The following is an 18163-nucleotide window of genomic DNA, read 5'->3' on the forward strand; positions in this document are numbered from 1 at the left end:
TGAACCGGACCGGATTATCCGGTCCGACATAATCATCAACCGCCTCGGGCAGCAGCAGGAGCTGCGAGCGGTCCGTTTCAGACAGATGCGCCATGCCAGAAACATACCATCTGATACGATCTACGGGAATCCTCAGGCCGGGTTTTCACACACTCTGCAAAACTTTTGCATCATAGCAGGTCGCGCAAGCGGCCTGTCGACGCCAGCCCGCAAGATCGGCGACAGCTGGCCTGGTGTGCGGGCGGAGATACTTGTGTCTCACGATCATATTGGTTCATGCTGGCCGCAGGAGTCCGAGGCAGACGTTTCGGAGAGCGCAAGGAGGCGAGTTCAAATGACTGACGCCTCGATCATTCCACCAAGCGAACCACAACGCCTAGCGGCCGTGCGGCGTTACGACATACTGGACACGCCGCCTGACGGCGCGTTCGATCGAATTACGGCGCTCGCAGCTCGGCGCTTCGGGGTCCCAATTTCTATCATTAGCATCGTCGATCAGGATCGAATCTGGTTCAAATCGCACTACGGAGTATCCGTCAAGCAAATCGGACGCGACCCAGGCCTTTGCGCTTCGGCAATCCTTTCAAACGATCTGCACATCCTCACCGATGCCAGCATCGATCCCCGCTCGCTCGCGAATCCCCTAGTAGCGGGCGAGTTTGGGCTTCGCTTTTATGCTGGCGTTCCGCTGACCACCGACGACGGGCATAATCTTGGAACCCTGTGCATCATCGATAAAAAGGCCCGGTCCATCGACCAGTCGCAGATTGAGGATCTGAAGGACTTGGCAGCGATCGTGATTGATCAGATGGAAATGCAGATCTCCGCCCGTCGAGCAGTCTCTCAGGCTGAGTTGATGGCCAGGGAGATTGACCATCGGGTGATGAACAGCCTGCAATTCGTATCGGGCCTGCTTTCAATGCAAAGCCGAGCGCTTACCGACGCAGACACAGTCGGCCACCTCCAGCTTGCCGCCAACCGGGTCGCGGCAGTCGCGCAGGTGCATCGCCATTTTTACGCTGAGGGCGTTGATCAAGCTTCCTGTATCACTTTCCTTAGGCGGCTATGTGCCGATTTAGAGTCGATACTTGGTCGAAAAATTCAGGTAAGTGGCGACGAGGGAGTTATCCCAACGACGTCAGTCCAGCCCATCGGACTACTCGTCAACGAACTGGTGACGAACGCGGCTAAACACGGTCAGGGTTTGATCGAAGTCCGCTATGAGATCGAGGCCAATCGGCACGCTCTGATAGTATCTGACGAAGGTCGCGATTTCCCGAAAGACTTCGACCCGACTGCGGCCAGCCAGAGCCTGGGCATGCGAGTTGTAACGTCCCTTACAACACAGCTCGGCGGCGTGCTGACGAGTGGTCACCGACCCGATGGCGGCACCTGTTTGAAAGTATCGTTTCAGGTGCAGCCACAGGTGTAGGTAACCTGTCGGGCGTCATAGTGCCTCATTGCTGATCGCGCGCTGATGGGTCAAAGTTGGGATATAGCGCTTGAGCAATACGTAGATATCCCAACGAGTGGTCCGGTCATAGATCCTGAACTTCCGCACCGGCGTCTAGCGCTGGCAGCGGAGGCAGCGGAGCGACTTCTTGCGGTCGAGGATTCCGCCCGGATGGTCGACGAGCTCCGCGCGCTGATACAGTCGGAACTGCGGCTAGACGTGTTCTTCAACTATCGTCCGCTAGGCGGTCGCCTGGTTCTCGAAGCCCGTGACGGCCTCACTCCCTAAGAGACGGCCGCGGGAGCCGAGCTCGAGCTTGGCCAGGCCGTCTGTGGGTGTGCCGCCCGAGATTGTGGATCGGCGCCTAAAGCGGTATTCCGATCTTATTAACGCAACTATTTGGAATCCTTTGGAAAATGTGAGTGATTAAGGGCTCCCGATCCTGCGCCGTCGGGACCAATGCCTATGTAAAGATTCGACGCACGATCAATAGCTTTGTAACAATTTAGCGGAGTCCAGCTTTGGGCGCCGATTCATAGCGAGATAGTGGTTGCGCGACAGAATTGCGGGTTGGGCGGTGAACCAGGTGCAGAGTCGGTCATCAGCGGCGCGCTTAGCGTCTTGCCTACAGAGCCGGTCGACAGCCGGCTTGCCGTTGGTGGTGCGCTCGACGTTTAACAGAGCGTCGAGCCTCCGCACTGCTTCGAGCGCTATCAGGTATATCGTGCCGGTCCGCTCGCCGCGTCTTTTCTTTCACGCGGCGCTCAAATCAGTCCAGACAAAACTAGGGCGAAGTGACGCTGGGGCCACCAGATCAAAGTGCGTGAATGCAAAAAGGTATATGTCCGATAATATATCTTATGTTAAATGGCACCCATGAGTTAAGATCGAACCGCCGATCGTTGAACCCGGTATTCAAGAATATGGCGGTATTCACTGCGCTGCAATATTTGATCTTTTCAGTTGCCCGCCAACGCCAGCCTCACATTCGGCGCGATCGTATAGACGGCTTCGCGCTGCGCGCCTCGATTGTAATGATCGACGCGGTACCCCTGATAATGGCGATGCAGCAGTCCAGCGCGCACGAGATCGGATACCGCCCTACTAACGTTCGTCCGACCGGATCGCAGAATGCGCGCCTCGATCTCCTCATCCTGCTGCTGAGCCAGATCGCCCGCAGTTTTTGAGGCTCCCGCCTTTGCCATCAGTTCCGACCGGACCGCTGCAATCATGGCCGTACGGCGACAGTCGCGATTGGCCAGAGGCGCCAGAGCCTGGCAGAGCCAGTCGCGAACAGGTACATGATCGGTACCGTTTCGGACATAGGGTCCAAGACTTCCATCCTCGCCTGCCGCCTTCGCGATCAGGTTGAGAATGAGCAAAACATATCTGGGACGCTTCGATACCTGCGATACGAGCTTAACAAGATCAGGCAACCCGACGACCAACGGCTCCACAGTAAGCGGAGCTTGTTTGATTTGGTCAAAGAGATCGCCCTGGTGGAACATAGCATGAATCTAGCATATGCGACTCCGCTTGGAATCCCCATAAATTTTCTCGCTCCATAAAAAACACCAGTGTCACTTTACCCCGAGGGTAAAGTGACACTGGTGACACAGTCCTGATTTGGCCGGCGTTCCGCCATGCGGACGTCATCCCGAATCACCTCTTGATGTCTTGGTGACATTCAGCGCGGCTGCTTTGCCGGGATCGACCTTCGGCCGTCCACTCCATCTCGACAGGTGCTGTTTACCGTAGTGAAGGGTTTTGTGAGAAGCAGGCCTAGGTCTAAACGCGACCTCATTCGATCACACCACCCCACCCGGCGCTCGCCAGCACGCGGACTATAACATCGCCCAACGCATCCATCGCCACCGGCTTAAACAGCATTTCGTTCGCTCCAAGCTCGAGGCATTGTGCACGAAGATCGACCGCCGTGTCCGCAGTCAGCACGATAACCAGCAGGTCGGATTTGAAATCGACGCGTGTTCGTAGTCGGCGGAGCACCTCGAACCCATCCATCCCCGGCATGCGAAGGTCGAAAATGGCGATAAGCGTCGAAGCGGGGCCCCGCCAGAATCTAACTAAATATCTGTAAAAGCGAATGGATTTGAAATTAGGGTCTCTCGATCGGCGCCGATTGGGACCCGCTGAAAAGTCATATTTGTGTGGCTTTTTATTCCTTTGTAGCGCGAAGAGATAGGGTTCCGCTTGGACGCCTATCCACACCTCGGCCTCCTGGGTGATAAAATACCCTCTCGGTCACTCACTCAGTTTGCGGGCATCTGCAGCAAACCTAGCATATCCCAGCATGGCACTTACTGTTGAAATCGGCGAACGTCAGACCTTGGGCGATTTAGCGTTCCACCGCTTCCCGCTTCATCGGCGCGAATTTCGCCAACGAATGGTTTTGCGTGAAGAAGGCTACGCGTTCCTTGCGCATCGCCGCTTGCCGATCCTCGACCAGCGCGCCGACATCAGCGGTCTGGAGGCCGAGGTTCTTGTGCGCCACCTTCATCGTGCAACCGCTATACGCGCAGCCGCCGTTCAGCATGTAGCAGAATTGCTGTTTCAGCAGGCGGCGCAATCGCAACTCGTCCTGCCCTTTAAAGATGTCAGCGATGCGCGGGGCACGCTTGATCCGGGTGACGAGATCGTCGGCGATGCAGTCGATCCCAGCCTTGCAGTAAAACGCCTCGAGCATCGCCTTGCCATTGAACGGGGTCGCCCCGGCATTCGCATTGTTTTGTGGATAGACATCGACCGTATCTTCGCAGGGCGGTGGAACGGTCTATAGGGCGGTTTGTAGCGAGAGGACGAGAGCGACAAACCGGAAGTTTTTCCAGCTTAGAAGCCACCTGAGATCTACAGGAATGCGCCACGCTGCCGTTTGAACGTCGCGATATCGCCAAGATCGGTATAGGGCACCGTCAGCGCGACGTGGTGTTGGATTTGCCACGCCGCGAACAGGTCATACGCCGATTGCTCACAGGCAAAGCCGAGATTGTCGGGGTTGGTCCGCACTTCCGCGCCGGGGCGATATGAGAACACCCGCGGAACCCTCGAATTCCGCGTGATAGGCGTCGCTTTTGTCGCCGCCGAAGCCAACCAATCCGAATTGGTTTGCTTTGGTGACGCGCACCGTGGTGCCAAGCACCAAGCCTTTCGACAGGACAAGCTTCGCGCCAGAGATCAGGAAATCGGTGCCTTCGGCCTGCTTGCCGCCGACGGCTGCGATAATATCCGTCTTTTCCGCGCGTTTGTATTGCACGCCAACGGAGATTTGCGGCAGCAGCGTGTCTTGGTCGTATACAGCATCGCCGAGGATACGGACCTTCGCGCCAAACATGTCCTGCCCGAATTCAAATTGCGCCCGATGTCGAGCGTCGCGCCCGCCGCTCGCATATTGAACACCTGGTATGCGTAGGACAGTTCGATGCGGTTGCGGACGCCGATCGCGACGCCGACGCTTTTCAAGTCGAAGTCCGGCAGCGCGACGATCGTTGCGTGCGCAGTTCCCCCGATGCCGGCGTCGGTCTGATTTGCCCGCAATCAGCGACCATGTCGCGAGCACGCCCCCGGCCGAACCCTCGATCGTGGAAGCGCCGCCCGTTAGCAGCAACTTACCACCCTGAAGCAGTTCGCCCGCGCACGCCGGTGCCGCGATAATGATACCGGAGATGATGGCAAGCGCCGCGACGAAACGTTTCGTCACTGCGAAGCTCGGAACCCGCTGGTCCGTTTCAGACCAACTCTGTGGCCATCATGCAAAAAGGGTTCCTTTTGCGTGGACGCGCTCTTTACGAATTGGCGACACCTTGCGGCTAGACGCGGGGCATGCGTATGTTTCTTACAGCGTTCACTACGGCAGCGGCGAGTTTCCTGGCAAGCGTTGCGAGCGCCGCTACCGTCAATATCGATGTCCGCGGCTCGGACGGCAAACCGCTCGCTGGCGCAGTCGTAATGCTCGACACATCGCCTAAATCGTCCGCGCCGATTAAGTTCGATTACGCTTACGAAATGGCGCAGCAGAACATAGCCTTCCTACCACACGTCCTGATTATTCCAGTGGGCGCTTCGGTCACCTTTCCTAATCGCGACAAGGTACGCCACCACGTCTACTCGTTTTCCAAGGCGAAAAAGTTCGACCTGAAGCTCTATGGCAAGGACGAGACGCGCGCGGTCGTCTTCGACAAAGTCGGGGTGGTAGCGCTGGGTTGCAACATCCATGATGCGATGAGCGGGTTCGTCATCGCCGTCGATACGCCGTTCGCAGTGCAGACCGATGCCAATGGGCATGCGACGATCACCGGCGTGCCGATCGGTGGTGTGTCAGTTCGGGTGTGGCACCCGATGATTCACGCCGCCGATAACGTACTGACGCAACCCGCGACGGTGAGCGCAGCGGGCCTCGCCACCACCTACACGATCCGCGGAAAATGATGCCATTCCTGTCTAAACCGCTTTGGCAGTTCCGCAGTTTAAGCGCGAAGCTCGCAGTATTGTATGGAATCCTGTTCGCCGCTTGTCTCCTGATTGTCGCAATCGTGGGACAGTTCGTCATATGGAGCAACGCGCGCACCACCGTCCGCGCCGAATTGAGCGCCAGCGGCAGCGTGTACGACCGGCTCTGGGCACTGCGCGCGCAATCGCTCGGCGACACCGCGTCGGTGCTGGCGCGCGATTTCGGGTTTCGTTCGGCTATCGCCAGCGGCGACCGCCCCACGATCGAATCCGCGCTCGCCAATCTTGGTCAGCGCGCCGATGTCCAGCAGACCTTCTTTGTAGATACCGCGGGCGGCATGACCGGAATCGGTTTCCCCGACCTACGCAGAGCGGTCGGGGCGGTGCCCAATAGCCTAACGAGCGGTCGCAAGGACGCGGTGATCGCGACCACGAAAGGAGCGTTTCGCCTGATCGTCTCACCGGTGCTGGCGCCCAATGAAATCGGTTGGGTGATCTTCGCGCTGCCACTCGACGGACACGAGATGCGCGCGTTGCAGCATCTGTCTGCGATCCCACTCACCGCCACGATCCTCCATCGTCAGCAAGGGCACTGGCTGGGGGTTGCGGGCTCGAACACGCACGACGATCCGCTCGATCGCTTCGTCGCCAAAGCGATCAGTGGCGACACCGGGCCGGGCGCACTGACCTTACCGAACGGCTATGCCTTCGCGCTGGCCAAACCGCTTGCCGGCCCGGCCGGCAAACCCGAGGCGGTGCTGCTGCTGAGCTATCCGTTAAGCGCAGCGATGGCGGGCTATCGCACGATGCAGATCGGCATTCTGCTTGCAGGCGGCATCGGGCTCGTCCTCGTCCTGCTCGGCAGCCGGTGGCTCGCCACCAGTATCGCACGGCCGATCGCCGTGCTGGATGCGGCGGCGCGGTCGCTCGAAGAGGGCAACCGCACCGAAGTCCGGATCGAAGGGGACGATGAAGTTGGGCGTCTGGCGGAAAGCTTCAACCGCATGTCGGCGGGCATCGTGGAACGTGAGCATCGCATCACGCACCTCGCTTTCCACGATACCCTTACCGGACTGCCCAATCGCACTTATTTCCGGCAGCAATTGGAGGCCGGACTGATACGCGCACACAAGCGGCGGGAGCGAATAACGATTCTCTGCCTTGATCTCGACGGGTTCAAGGGCGTTAATGATACGCTCGGTCATCCTGTGGGCGACGCGCTGCTGCGCGAGATCGGCGAGACACTCAGCGGGATCGCCGGCGATGGCATCGTCTCGCGGCTCGGGGGCGACGAATTCGCGATTATTCTGGACGAGCGCGGCGATGCCGACCGGCCGCGCGCTTTAGCGCAGGATATTCTTGATGCGCTGAGCCGACCCGTGCAGGTCGACGGTCATCAGATCGCGACGGGGGTCAGCATTGGCATCGCGGTCGGCCCTGGAGACGGAGTGGATGCAGACGTGCTGCTCAAGAACGCTGACCTCGCGCTATACCGTGCCAAGCAGGACAGCCGTGGCGTGTTCCGCTTCTTCGAACGATCGCTAGACGCGGCCGCGCGCAAGCGTCGGCAACTCGAACTCGACTTGCGCGAGGCATTGCAGGGTGGGCAGTTCCGCCTCAACTTCCAGCCGATTTTCGATTTAAAGAAGGACCGAATCGGCGGGTTCGAAGCACTGCTGCGCTGGGAGCACCCGACGCGCGGCAATGTGCCGCCGGTCGAATTCATCTCGGTCGCCGAGAATACGGGCCTCATCATCGCGATCGGCGACTGGGTGATGCAGGAAGCCTGTCGGCATGCGATCGCCTGGCCGGATGATGTGCGCGTCGCGGTTAACGTCTCGCCGTTGCAATTCCGCAATTCGGGCTTCGCGAATGTGATCTTCCAGGCACTGTCACGCAGCGGCCTCGCAGCCAACCGGCTTGAGATAGAGATCACCGAATCGGTGTTCCTCGATGGGGAAACGATGGTCGTGAACCTGCTGCATCAGCTGCGCGCAATGGGCGTCCGCGTCGCGCTTGACGATTTCGGGACCGGCTATTCATCGCTCAGCTATTTGCGCAGCTTCCCGTTCGACAAGATCAAGATCGACAAGAGTTTCATCAACGCGGTTGCCGAGGACCCGAGCGCAGCCGCGATCGTGCGCGCGATCGTCGATCTCGCCACCGCGCTCGACATGGAGACGACCGCGGAGGGCGTTGAGGACCGCGAACAGCTCGCCGAACTTCGCGGGCAAGGGTGCAGCAGCATCCAAGGCTATCTCTTCAGCCGTCCTATCGAAGGGGGCGCAGTCGTTGCGATGATTGCGGGACCTATGTCGGCGGTGGCGTAAGCCCGAAGAATGTAACGACAAGGCTGAGCTAAGGGGCTAGTTGCGGCATCCTGTTGCTAACAAATTCACGGTAAAGGTCTATCAAACGTCCGTGTGTGGACGCCCCTTCGGATACAAGGGGGTGATTGAGAGATTTGCTCGCGCAGGTTCAGGTGCTTCCGTGTGTCCGGCCTGTTGATGCAGCCATCATCACGGCTGCTGGCCTGTATGGAGATCGCGGATCGGGTCCAGACCGAAGTTGCGCGCTCGAGGCGCTCGGACATTTCCCTGGTTTTCCCTATCCCGTCTTCTGACCGTTGCGCCATACCTCTCTACTGACCTTCCTTGCGTCCCTGACGCCTCAAGCCGTGGCGGTCACGCCGCTAAGGCCGGAGCTCTGTATGACCCGCCATGCGCCATCAAAGCCCAGACGGTTCTCGCCATTTTGTTCGCCAGCGCGACTGTGATCAGCATGCGCGGCTTGCGAGCCAGCATGCTGGCCAGCCATGCGCCTGCTTTGTCGGGGTCACGCGCCGCAACCTTCGTAACCGAACTCGCGCCGATAATCAGAAGCCTTCGCAAGCTACGCTCGCCCATCTTTGTTGTGCGCCCCAGCCGCTCCTTGCCGCCGCTGGAGTGCTGTCGGGGTACGAGGCCAAGCCAGGCTGCAAAATCGCGCCCGCGGCGGAACGTGCTGGCAGCAGGCGCCAGCGCAACTAGCGCAGTCGCGATCACCGGACCCACGCCCGGGATGGTCATCAGCCGCTTCGCCACGGGGTCAGTCTTTGCCCGGTTTGCGATCTCGCGATCCAAGAGAGCGATCTGTAACTGAAGCGCTTCAAGGCTTTGGGTAATGACTGTCAGCACCGGCCGTGCCACAGGCGGTATATCGGATGCAGGATCGCCCACGATCTCGACCAGCTTTCTGACATGCCCGACACCCTGCCGAACGATGTAGCCAAATTCGGTGAGGTGCCCGCGCAGGGCATTGATCAGCTGCGTGCGCTGGCGCACGAGCAGGTCGCGCGTACGGAAAATTACCCCGGATGCCTGAGCTTCGGCGCTCTTGCCTTGCACGAAACGCATCGTCGGGCGCTGCGCCGCCTCGGAGATCGCTTCGGCATCGGCCATGTCGTTCTTCTGCCGCTTCACGAACGGCTTCACGTAAGCCGGCGGGATCAGCCGCGTGTCATGACCCACCGCGGCGATCTCGCGCGCCCAGTAATGAGCGCTCGCGCACGCTTCCATCGCCACCACGCATCGCGGCAAGGTCGAGAAGAATGATAGAACCTGTTCACGCCGAAGTTTTTTGCGGAAGATGACAGCACCGCTCGGATCCGAGCCGTGAACCTGGAAAACTGACTTGGCCAGATCGATGCCGACCGTGCTAACCTCACACATGGACGCCTCCTGCAAGTGGTGTTTCAACACCTCCACTATGGCACATCAATGCCGTCAGGGGGCGTCCACCCCAACGGAGCTGGGGTCTTCGAACAGCTTTATGTCGCTAGGACCTATTCGCATACGGCTCTGGGCGCCCCGCCCGTTCCACAAAATCCGCCGCTTATTCAACGTGCCAGACGGCCGCTTCGAGGATAATCATCGCGTTCGCGGAACTGGGCGATAGATAGTGGCCCAGCCGCTTAGATACTTACTTCGCCAAATGGCAGATGCGCAAGCGAAACCGACAAACGCGTCGAGCAGCCCTGCATGCGAGATCGCGGCCAACGTGTTTTGAGCTGGACAGGATACCCCGGCGTCCGTGCAACCTTTGTCTCCACGATTGAGAGTGGCGTTCCGACGGTGCTCACGTCGTGTCATAGACGGCATAAAATCTTCCTCGATGCCGCCGAGGTCGGCGGGGTGCAGACGTCGCAAACCGCGTGCGGGACATAGCGCGTCTGCTTTATCGGCGAAGCTCCGATAGGCCAGTGAGGTCATCAGCTTAAAATCGAGCCGACTGGGTTGCGCGGCAAGCAAACCTGCAAGGATGGCAGCACGGATCAGCATATCAACCTACGAGCGCGACAGCCGCTATAAACGCTACTCCGCTCGATCATTCACTGCAACTGGGCGGCATTTTTCAGCTGATCAACGGCAAAAGCCAACCTGGCCTCCCGTCCAGCTCAACCCAATCATGGACACTCAGCGCCCCCGTGCGCTTCCCAAGCTCAAGACAATCATTCATCGGTTCGCGATTGCCTTGCTGGGCCGCTGCGCTGGCGAATCCTGAAACTTTTTGCCGTTCGCCACGGCCAATGTAAAACGCCGGCTATTTTCCATGGCGCACCTTGTGGCGCGTACAAGCGGCACAACCTAGGAACTGCGATCCTGCTGACTTTTGGGGCCGGGCAGCTAATGGGATAGCGAACCAAAGTTCACCCGATTCAGAGCATGGCGTCCCCAAATTTTCCTCTTGTATCGGTGGCCGCACTCAATGGTAGGATACACGCGTTCAGAGGAACAAAAGTGCCCCGAGGTGCGTTCGCCTGATGAAGCGGGAATAAACTGAAATGCATGTCGTAAATGAGGTGACAGAGGCACGCCTTTCGCGTCTGTTAGTGGTTGAGGATGAGTTGCTAATTCGGATGTTTGTTGCTGACGTCCTGCGCGACGCGGGCTATGAAGTGATAGAGGCAGTCAGCGGCGATGAAGCTCTCGACATTCTAAAGGCTGGGGTATTAGTTGATCTGGTGCTGAGCGACGTGCGCATGCCCGGCTCAATTGATGGATTGGCGTTGCTGGCATTCGTTCGGCAAAACCTTGCTGCGTTGCCCGTCATCTTAACCTCTGGTCACCTTGTGCCCGAAATTGCGTTAGCCGAAGGCGCCGTCAATTTTTTGGCGAAACCATATTTGATACAAGATGCGCTTGCCGCTGTGGAACAAGAAATTGCGAAAATCAGATGAGCGCCGCGACAAAGTCTCCCTGCGTTACCCCGGCCATATTGATCGTCGACTCAGACGTCATTTCACGGCACGTGATTGCTGACTACCTGCGACATTGTGGCTACGCCATTGTAGAAGCTGCCACGACTGACGAAGCGATCGCGGCTTTGGGCGAAGCCTCGCTGGGTATCGACGTAATCCTGTGTGATGTTGGTGCGATCGGCTCCCAGCCGGCGTTTGGTCTGGCGCATTGGGTTCGGAGCCATCAACCCCAACTTGAGGTTCGTCTCGCTGGGAGTCTCGAGGGCGTCGCCGCCACGGCCGCAGATCTTTGCGAAAGCGGACCCCATTTGAATAAGCCATATGAGCCAGAGGCAGTGGTCGACTATGTCAAGCAATTGCGCGCAGCGCGGAACCGAGCCAACAAACTTGAATAGGGCATCGGCGCTCAAACATCGACAGCACCGTGCACGTAGATCAGAAGCATCGGGAGGTGCTCGGACGACGAATTCTAACGGAACCAGATTTTGATGTGGTCCGAAGACTGTCGCGATGCGGTCAGCCTCCGCCGGTCGGTCGAGCGCTGCAAAGCACCACATGCGGGGCGGAAAAGCGGCTACAAAAACCCAGAGGCGGCCGTTCGCGGCACCTTTTTCACTTCCCAAACCCTGCCAGTCATTCCAGTTATTAATTTCGATCGGAGGCAACGCAATATCGCTGCGCCGTGACGACCACGACGTTGGCCGACCAACTGCGAAGATTTTCAAGCGCGGCCGGTAAGGTCACCCAGATAGCAGAGTTCTGGTCCGAGCCATTGCCGAATAGCACTACCCCTTCCTGGCGAAACACACTTCATGCGTCCTACCTCTGCCGTGCTCGCCTTGGCACTCGTCTTCGGTTCTGCCTCCGCGGCTCAACCGGCATCGACGCCAGCCCTGAAAGCAGCGGTGAAATCGTCAACGCGCTCTTCTGCCAACATTGCGCGCGATCGCTATCGCCACCCGTCGAAACATTGGGCTGCTTCGGCGTTAAGCCGACGGACACTGTAGTCGACATCTGGCCGAGCGGTGGGTGGTACACCGAGATCCTCGGCCCCTATCTAGCCGCGCACGGGACTCTTTATGCGGTCGCGCCGGACGACAAAGCGCCTGCTGCCGCCGCGGCCAAGCAGTCTGCCTCGCCCACTGCGTACCGCTCCGTAAGGTTCGCAACCTTTCCAGCCGGGCCGTGCGCGACGCTGGTTCCATCCAGCAACGCCGACGTCGTCCTGACCTTCCGCAATGTCCATAACTGGCGCTTTGGCGTGACCGACCAAACGCAAACGGCATTCGATCAGATATTCGCGATGCTCAAACTGGGCGGCACGCTGGGCGTTGTCGAGCACCATTTGCCAGAGGCGTCCGGCACGATCGAGGAAGCGCTCAGCGGTTACATGAAACGGTCGTCAGTGATGCCTATGCAACCAAATCCGGCTTCAGGCTTGCCGGCGAGAACCCGATTAACGCGAATTTGAGGGACACGCACGAGTACCCCAAGGGGGTTTGGACACTGCCACCGGGCTTTGCGGACGGTGATCACGACCGGGCGCGTTAGGCTGCCATTGGCGAGAGCGACAGGATGATTTTGAATTTCATAAAGCCGAAGTGATTCCCCAATCGGTCGCTTAGCGTTCCGGCGGAGAGGAGCCAAGGATTGAAGCTCGGACGGACCTCCTCGCTTCGCGATAGCTTCCGCTCGTTCACGTTGGAGATTTTGCTTTGTTTTGCTGCTTGCTAGGAGCACCTTAAACTACTGCTTTGGAAGCCCACGCTATGGAACGCCCGGTTTCGCCGCGGTTTTGTGGGATGCTGACGCTAGCTGAGGATCCCGGGCGCGCTCGGATGGCAAAGGAGACGGATACGGAGACGCTGACATCACGTGCGGCCGAGTCCAAGGCACAGCGACGTGTCTGTTTGCTCGGTGCGACCGGTACGATCGGTCGCGCGACTGGCGCGGCCCTCGTGCGGCGAGGGCACGATGTGGTCGCTTTCGTCCGCGCCAAAAGCGGCAACCGACCTCTTGCTTCAGCAGACAACCCCCGCTCGTGTGAGGGCGTGTTGGTGAAGATCGTGGACTTCGCCGATCCCGCATCGCTGTCTCACGCCGGGTTTGGCGGCGAGCGGTTCGACGTAGTGGTGTCGTGCCTGGCATCGCGCACGGGCGAGCCCAACGACGCCTGGGCGATCGATCACCGCGCACACCTGAACGCCCTGGTGGCGGCGCAGCAGGCCGGCGTTACACACTTCGTGTTGCTGTCGGCCATTTGCGTGCAAAAACCGCTTCTTGCTTTCCAGAATGCTAAGCTGGCATCCGAGGCGGCGCTGATCGAATCCGGCCTGCGCTATTCGATCGTGCGGCCCACCGCCTATTTCAAATCCCTATCAGGCCAGATCGAACGCGTGAAAAAGGGGCGGCCCTTTCTGATTTTCGGCGACGGCACTTTGACGGCCTGCAAGCCGATCAGCGACGATGATCTCGGCACGTATATCGCAGAGTGCCTAGACGTCGAGGAGCGCTGGAACCGGATACTGCCGATCGGTGGCCCGGGCGAGGCGATCACGCCGCGGCAACAGGGCGAGGCGCTGTTCGCGCTGCTCGGTCGCGCGCCCCGGTTTCGCTCGGTGCCCGTCGCGTTGCTCGACGCTATTGTCGCAGGCCTATCCGCCGTCGGCCGCATTGCCCCGCCGCTCGCGGCCAAGGCCGAGCTGGCTCGGATTGGGCGATATTACGCGACCGAATCCATGCTGGTACTGGATCCCGCGACCGACCGATACGACGCCGCGGCCACGCCATCGACCGGCAGCCAGACCCTGTTCGACTATTACCGGGCAGTGTTGGATGGCGAGGCCGCGCCAGAACGTCGCGATCACGCGGTGTTCTGAGAAGATGTGGAGAAAGACTTTTTACTATAAGGCGGGGCGCCGTGATCCTCGAGAAGACCATCGGCTAAACATCGAGAGGTACCGCATGGGCGCGTACCTGTGGGCGCGAGAATAGACGTAACAGACTAAACCGCCACTTAGGCGTGGGATTTTGCCGCTGCGAGGTCGAACAGTTTCTGCGCGACGAGCACAGCAGCGGGGGCGTTGGGCGCGGTGGCGTCCGCCCCCACCTCATACGAGAGCGCCGGGTTCGCCGTGAAAATCGGACCTCCGACCATGATACCGATGGAACGGTTGCGCGACTGCTGACGAAGCTGCGCGATCGTCTCCTTCAGGCTGTCAATCTGCCGTTCCGAGCCGATCGTCAGCCCGGCCACCGCGAACCAGCTGTTACGCGCGACCGCTGCGATCTCGTCAGCCGTTCCGGTGAGCTCGGCCCGCACGTCCCATCCCGCCGCGAGCAAAAACCGTTCCACCATCGCCACGCCGAAGGAGTGCTGATTTCCGGGCGTCATCGCCATCAGCACGCGGCGATGCTGGTCCAGCGCTGGCATGGCATGGGTGTCGTTGAAGATCGCCAGCAGCTTTTGCAGGCGGGCCACGCCGAGCGTCACGTCGATGAAGTCGCATTCGTCCTTGTCCCACATCTCCCCAAGGCGGCGAGCGGTCGGCTCGAGCAACTCAACGAAAAGGGTTTCCATCGGTAGGCCGCGATTCCGCAGCACCATCACATAAGCCGCCGCCGCTTCGAGATCGCTGCCCAGCACGATGTCGGCCAAGCCTGTTATATCCGCGCTGCTTGGCGCGAGCGCCTCGATCAACGATGCGACCGGTGGTGCATCGGGAATCACATCGTTGTGAAGCTTTAAGAGACGCGGAATAATGTCATTGGAGATGATGCGCGCAAGTTTCGCCTGGCGCGCTGCCACGTCGTCGCGGGTATATATTTCCGGCGCGATGAAATGGGTTTCAAGATTACGGAGGACCTGACGGTCGATCAGCGGCAACGCAACGGCATTCGCCATCAGGCTCATATCGTCCTCCCATTGTTTGTCTTCGATGGACAAATCCGTAAGGTAAATCAGCATACGGGGCGGTGAATGTCGAGGCCATTCATACCCTTTCGGTTAGAACTTTCGTTACGACGAAGCGGATTCAAATGTGTTTCGGGCTCGTGTGGGGCGAACCTGAAGTCGGATCATGCAAGCCAATGGGTAGCTGCCGTACCACCCCACGGTTTGGGAAGGTAAACGACTGATCGATTCGATCTATTTGATCGTCACATCGCCCCCGCTTTCGTGTATCGGCACGTACGAAGATAGCTCGCTTGGGCGTCATGGTAGCGACGACCGCGACCCGCCATTACAGCGCGGCCTCCAGCACCCCACCTTCTGACATTCACTAATCTTTCGCTTTTTCAGACGTTTGCGGTCCGACAAGCGATTTCATAATCAAAGTTTTGTAATCGAACGGCGCCAGATGTTGAGTAACGACGGCCTGCTGTTGGTCATTGCCGAGCCGCGTTGCATGCGGGAACGCCGGTAAGTGATGGACGTCGGATCAAGCTCTTGGAGATGGCAAGTCGAGGCGAGCGGTCGTTCGTGCAGCTTGTCGGATATACCGCTATTTGCGCAGGCCACGCTTTATTATAAGTGTGTGTCGAAACGTAGTTGGAGAAACGGGCGGTGGGCGGATCATCAACATATCATGCGAACGCAGCCGCTGAGCGGACAGCTGCGGAACGGGAGCTGCTACCGTTACGTCGTCTGCAACGCCAACGATCTGCGGAGCGTTGGGATTGCATGGCGCGCCAGGCTGAAGAACTCGAGCGCCATTCGGCGTTGAATGCGGCTAGTCGCAATGAGCAACCTCATTACCAGTCGTTCAAGTTTCGACAGGCCTAGCCTTATGAAACGTTGAGCACAGCTAGATGTGGCCGCGGGCGCGACGGCGGAGAGCAAAGCCGTCGGATAGCCACCTTGTTTCTCCTCCGGGAAATTTAGCACCGGAGCGCGGCCCTGTGGATGTCAGATTTCAGGCACCGTCGGCTGAACCACCAAGTGATGAATACTGATCGCCAGCCAGCTGCAACGAGCGGCGGCTTGACGCAATTACGGTCACTCGCGGGGCCCTTGCCGGCTTCTGAAACCGGACAGTGGTTCATCACGCCTTACTGTTAGCTCGAAAAACAAACCTTTTAGCGCCGATATGTAGTTACAAAAACCACATCGCTGAATTTTGCTTACTAAAGGCGCGAGCCGCCCGAGATGCCAACAGTTGCACGTGGCCTAGTTGTATTCGGCAACACGCATGCAATTCCGCCCCGCAGCTTTGGCCGCGTAAAGCATCGCATCGGCTTGCTTCAACCAAACCGCGAACGAGGTGGTACCGGATGTAAAATTAGCCAGACCGAAGCTGGATGTGACGTGAAGCGTTGCGGAATTTTCGAGAGCTATTGGATGTGCGGCGATAGCCTGGCGCAAGCGTTCCATGGCAAAACCCGCGTCGTCGCCAGTCGTTTCCGGCAGTAGAACCGCAAACTCCTCGCCCCCCAAGCGACCAAAGACATCGATTGGGCGAAGAGTAGAACTTATGACACTAGATAAGGCTCTCAGAACCTGGTCACCAGCTGCGTGGCCGTAGGTATCGTTAACCAATTTGAAATGATCGAGGTCGATCATCACCAGCGTGCCGAAGCGGCCATTACGGCGAGCGCGCGCTATCTCACGCTCAGCTTGTTCGACAAACCCACGACGTGTGAGCGCGCCGGTAAGCTGATCCACCTGCGCTATCAATCGGAGCTCGAGCTCATCGCACACGATGCTTGCAAAGTTGGAGAGAATGGCAACGTCCGCCGGGCTGAAACGGCGCGGTCGCGTGTCCATCGCGCATAGCGATCCGACATTGTAGCCCTCCGGCGTACGCAGCGGGATACCAGCATAGCTCTTGACGTAAGGCGGGCCCGCTACAAGCGGGCTGCCGGCGAAGCGCGGATCGCGGTCCGCGTTTTCGACAATCAGAGGTTCGCGTTGCTGAATTGTATGAGTGCAAAAAGAAACCGAGCGGGGAGTTTGATCTGTGTCCAACCCACGCTTGGCTTTGAACCACTGGCGGTCACGATCGACGAGAGTCACCGTTGCGATCGGTACGGCAAGTACCGTTCGTACGAGCGTCACGATCTTCTCGAATGGCTCCTCGACTGCGGTGTCTAGCACGCCGAGCCGCTGGAGCGCAGCAATGCGCGCCGGCTCGTCGCTGAGCAACGGATCAAACATGACGCTCCTCCTGGATCATGCTGTGGATTGCGGCTGTCAGTTCGTCCGCATAACTGTCGATCAATACACGAACGCTAGCGTCTATCGCATCGCCTTCGATTCCGGCGGTACGCATACTGGCGATCAGCGCCTTCAGATGCCCTTGGTGACGCTCCACACTGGGTAGCAGCTTCGGCGGAATTTCGAGCGGTTGCGCCGCCGTGGGTGTCGGATGAAGTTGATCGATACGCATGGCCCATCCTTAACGCCGCCGATTTGATCTGCGCTAGGAGCAAGAGGTTAACGCAAACTCAAACTGGGGGATTGGCGCCTGACCAAAGTCCTTAGCTGCACGCAAGAGCGTCTCAATAGCCGTATCATGGCAGCGCCGCCCCTATTGCGCACGTCCAGCGCCGCGTGAGCGCTCCCCGAAACCGGCCGTTCGTTCAGATCGGGAGTTTGGAGCGATCTAATAGGGGCGTCGGGCCACAAGGTAGTCGGTTACCAAGCGCATAATCGTTTAGCACGATTGTGCTACATTTTGGCTGGATAAAGCTGATGTCCAGCAAACCGCTCCCAAGCAGCGCAAGCGGCGGGTTTACCGCGGTTTCGGTTTGCCGGTTTGCGCATCGCGTCGTCGATCAAACCGTTGCGTCAGTCAGTCAGCGCAAGAAGCGCGATGGCCTCGGCTGGAGGCGATCACCGTTCCGACGACCTGGATCAATTCCGCAGACGATTTCATCAACCCGCGCAACCTCGATTATCCCTGGCAGGCGGTCGCGCGGATGAAGGAAGCTCGCTTCCGGCTCATTCCGGAAACCGCGGAAACACGCGGCCACGGCACACACACCGCGGCGCGCTTCTGGAAGCAGGA

The 18163-nt window shown here is 59.0% G+C and carries 16 protein-coding genes and 1 pseudogene; 8 read left to right on the forward strand and 9 right to left on the reverse strand.

Annotated elements, in window-relative coordinates:
* Window positions 1–334 precede the first annotated feature (334 nt).
* Window positions 335–1432: a sensor histidine kinase gene (locus tag IE187_RS20585; protein ID WP_189677876.1), complete on the forward strand. Its 1098-nt coding sequence runs from the start codon at window positions 335–337 to the stop codon at window positions 1430–1432.
* Between the two features lie 980 nt (window positions 1433–2412).
* On the opposite strand, the gene IE187_RS20590 is transcribed toward IE187_RS20585, so the two are convergent.
* Together IE187_RS20590 and IE187_RS21650 are read right to left on the reverse strand one after the other, a co-directional pair.
* Window positions 2413–2961, reverse strand: coding sequence for a hypothetical protein (locus IE187_RS20590; RefSeq protein WP_189677877.1), 549 nt, complete (start codon window positions 2959–2961; stop codon window positions 2413–2415).
* Between the two features lie 292 nt (window positions 2962–3253).
* The gene (locus IE187_RS21650) at window positions 3254–3682 is read right to left on the reverse strand and encodes a response regulator (protein ID WP_268249543.1); all 429 of its coding nucleotides are present in this window, start codon (window positions 3680–3682) and stop codon (window positions 3254–3256) included.
* Between the two features lie 82 nt (window positions 3683–3764).
* On the opposite strand from IE187_RS21650, the gene IE187_RS20600 reads away from it, so the two are divergent.
* Window positions 3765–4250, forward strand: a complete 486-nt coding sequence (locus tag IE187_RS20600; RefSeq protein WP_189677879.1) for a hypothetical protein — start codon at window positions 3765–3767, stop codon at window positions 4248–4250.
* A gap of 68 nt (window positions 4251–4318) precedes the next feature.
* Here IE187_RS20600 and IE187_RS21545 read toward each other — a convergent pair whose 3' ends face one another.
* Together IE187_RS21545 and IE187_RS21655 are read right to left on the reverse strand one after the other, a co-directional pair.
* Window positions 4319–4477: a DUF3034 family protein gene (locus IE187_RS21545; protein ID WP_268249544.1), complete on the reverse strand. Its 159-nt coding sequence runs from the start codon at window positions 4475–4477 to the stop codon at window positions 4319–4321.
* A complete protein-coding gene (locus tag IE187_RS21655) occupies window positions 4440–5168 on the reverse strand; it encodes a DUF3034 family protein (protein ID WP_268249545.1) in 729 nt (242 codons plus the stop codon). Before IE187_RS21655 ends, IE187_RS21545 begins: the two co-directional genes overlap by 38 nt.
* Before the next feature lie 122 nt (window positions 5169–5290).
* Here IE187_RS21655 and IE187_RS20610 point away from each other — a divergent pair, with 122 nt between their 5' ends.
* Together IE187_RS20610 and IE187_RS20615 are read left to right on the forward strand one after the other, a co-directional pair.
* On the forward strand, window positions 5291–5896 hold the full coding sequence (locus tag IE187_RS20610; protein WP_229839621.1) for a cupredoxin domain-containing protein: 606 nt from the start codon (window positions 5291–5293) through the stop codon (window positions 5894–5896).
* Window positions 5897–6000: 104 nt separating this feature from the next.
* Complete coding sequence (locus tag IE187_RS20615) at window positions 6001–8247, forward strand: putative bifunctional diguanylate cyclase/phosphodiesterase (RefSeq protein WP_229839622.1); 2247 nt, start codon at window positions 6001–6003, stop codon at window positions 8245–8247.
* Window positions 8248–8601: 354 nt separating this feature from the next.
* On the opposite strand, the gene IE187_RS20620 is transcribed toward IE187_RS20615, so the two are convergent.
* A complete protein-coding gene (locus tag IE187_RS20620) occupies window positions 8602–9627 on the reverse strand; it encodes an IS110 family RNA-guided transposase (RefSeq protein ID WP_189677880.1) in 1026 nt (341 codons plus the stop codon).
* 1112 nt (window positions 9628–10739) lie between these two features.
* On the opposite strand from IE187_RS20620, the gene IE187_RS20625 reads away from it, so the two are divergent.
* Window positions 10740–11135 (forward strand): response regulator, encoded by a 396-nt coding sequence (locus IE187_RS20625; protein WP_189677881.1) that lies wholly within the window; start codon window positions 10740–10742, stop codon window positions 11133–11135.
* 62 nt (window positions 11136–11197) lie between these two features.
* On the opposite strand, the gene IE187_RS20630 is transcribed toward IE187_RS20625, so the two are convergent.
* Entirely contained in the window at window positions 11198–11821 is a 624-nt protein-coding gene (locus tag IE187_RS20630) for a hypothetical protein (RefSeq protein WP_189677882.1), read from the reverse strand.
* A 32-nt stretch (window positions 11822–11853) separates the two neighbouring features.
* On the opposite strand from IE187_RS20630, the gene IE187_RS20635 reads away from it, so the two are divergent.
* Together IE187_RS20635 and IE187_RS20640 are read left to right on the forward strand one after the other, a co-directional pair.
* Window positions 11854–12627, forward strand: coding sequence for a hypothetical protein (locus IE187_RS20635; protein WP_229839623.1), 774 nt, complete (start codon window positions 11854–11856; stop codon window positions 12625–12627).
* A 367-nt stretch (window positions 12628–12994) separates the two neighbouring features.
* On the forward strand, window positions 12995–14035 hold the full coding sequence (locus IE187_RS20640) for an NAD(P)H-binding protein (protein ID WP_189677883.1): 1041 nt from the start codon (window positions 12995–12997) through the stop codon (window positions 14033–14035).
* Window positions 14036–14172: 137 nt separating this feature from the next.
* Here the strand turns inward: IE187_RS20640 and IE187_RS20645 are convergent, their stop codons facing one another.
* The 3 genes from IE187_RS20645 to IE187_RS20655 form a co-directional block, all read right to left on the reverse strand.
* Window positions 14173–15069, reverse strand: coding sequence for a cobalamin B12-binding domain-containing protein (locus IE187_RS20645; RefSeq protein WP_189677884.1), 897 nt, complete (start codon window positions 15067–15069; stop codon window positions 14173–14175).
* Window positions 15070–16323: 1254 nt separating this feature from the next.
* Window positions 16324–17310: a sensor domain-containing diguanylate cyclase gene (locus IE187_RS20650; RefSeq protein ID WP_189677885.1), complete on the reverse strand. Its 987-nt coding sequence runs from the start codon at window positions 17308–17310 to the stop codon at window positions 16324–16326.
* Complete coding sequence (locus tag IE187_RS20655; RefSeq protein ID WP_133190365.1) at window positions 17303–17542, reverse strand: hypothetical protein; 240 nt, start codon at window positions 17540–17542, stop codon at window positions 17303–17305. Before IE187_RS20655 ends, IE187_RS20650 begins: the two co-directional genes overlap by 8 nt.
* A gap of 361 nt (window positions 17543–17903) precedes the next feature.
* Between IE187_RS20655 and IE187_RS21555 the strand changes: the two are divergent.
* Window positions 17904–18163 (forward strand): annotated as a pseudogene (locus IE187_RS21555) (hypothetical protein); the annotation flags it as partial.

The sequence above is a fragment of the Sphingomonas glacialis genome (genome assembly GCF_014653575.1).
Taxonomy (GTDB): Bacteria; Pseudomonadota; Alphaproteobacteria; order Sphingomonadales; family Sphingomonadaceae; genus Sphingomonas; species Sphingomonas glacialis.

Coding starts and splice junctions, on each gene's coding strand:
- IE187_RS20585 (WP_189677876.1), top strand. CDS start 335: ATGACTGACGCCTCGATCATTCCACCAAGCGAACCACAACGCCTAGCG.
- IE187_RS20590 (WP_189677877.1), bottom strand. CDS start 2,961: ATGTTCCACCAGGGCGATCTCTTTGACCAAATCAAACAAGCTCCGCTT.
- IE187_RS20600 (WP_189677879.1), top strand. CDS start 3,765: ATGGCACTTACTGTTGAAATCGGCGAACGTCAGACCTTGGGCGATTTA.
- IE187_RS20610 (WP_229839621.1), top strand. CDS start 5,291: ATGCGTATGTTTCTTACAGCGTTCACTACGGCAGCGGCGAGTTTCCTG.
- IE187_RS20620 (WP_189677880.1), bottom strand. CDS start 9,627: ATGTGTGAGGTTAGCACGGTCGGCATCGATCTGGCCAAGTCAGTTTTC.
- IE187_RS20625 (WP_189677881.1), top strand. CDS start 10,740: ATGCATGTCGTAAATGAGGTGACAGAGGCACGCCTTTCGCGTCTGTTA.
- IE187_RS20640 (WP_189677883.1), top strand. CDS start 12,995: ATGGCAAAGGAGACGGATACGGAGACGCTGACATCACGTGCGGCCGAG.
- IE187_RS20645 (WP_189677884.1), bottom strand. CDS start 15,069: ATGAGCCTGATGGCGAATGCCGTTGCGTTGCCGCTGATCGACCGTCAG.
- IE187_RS20650 (WP_189677885.1), bottom strand. CDS start 17,310: ATGTTTGATCCGTTGCTCAGCGACGAGCCGGCGCGCATTGCTGCGCTC.
- IE187_RS20655 (WP_133190365.1), bottom strand. CDS start 17,542: ATGCGTATCGATCAACTTCATCCGACACCCACGGCGGCGCAACCGCTC.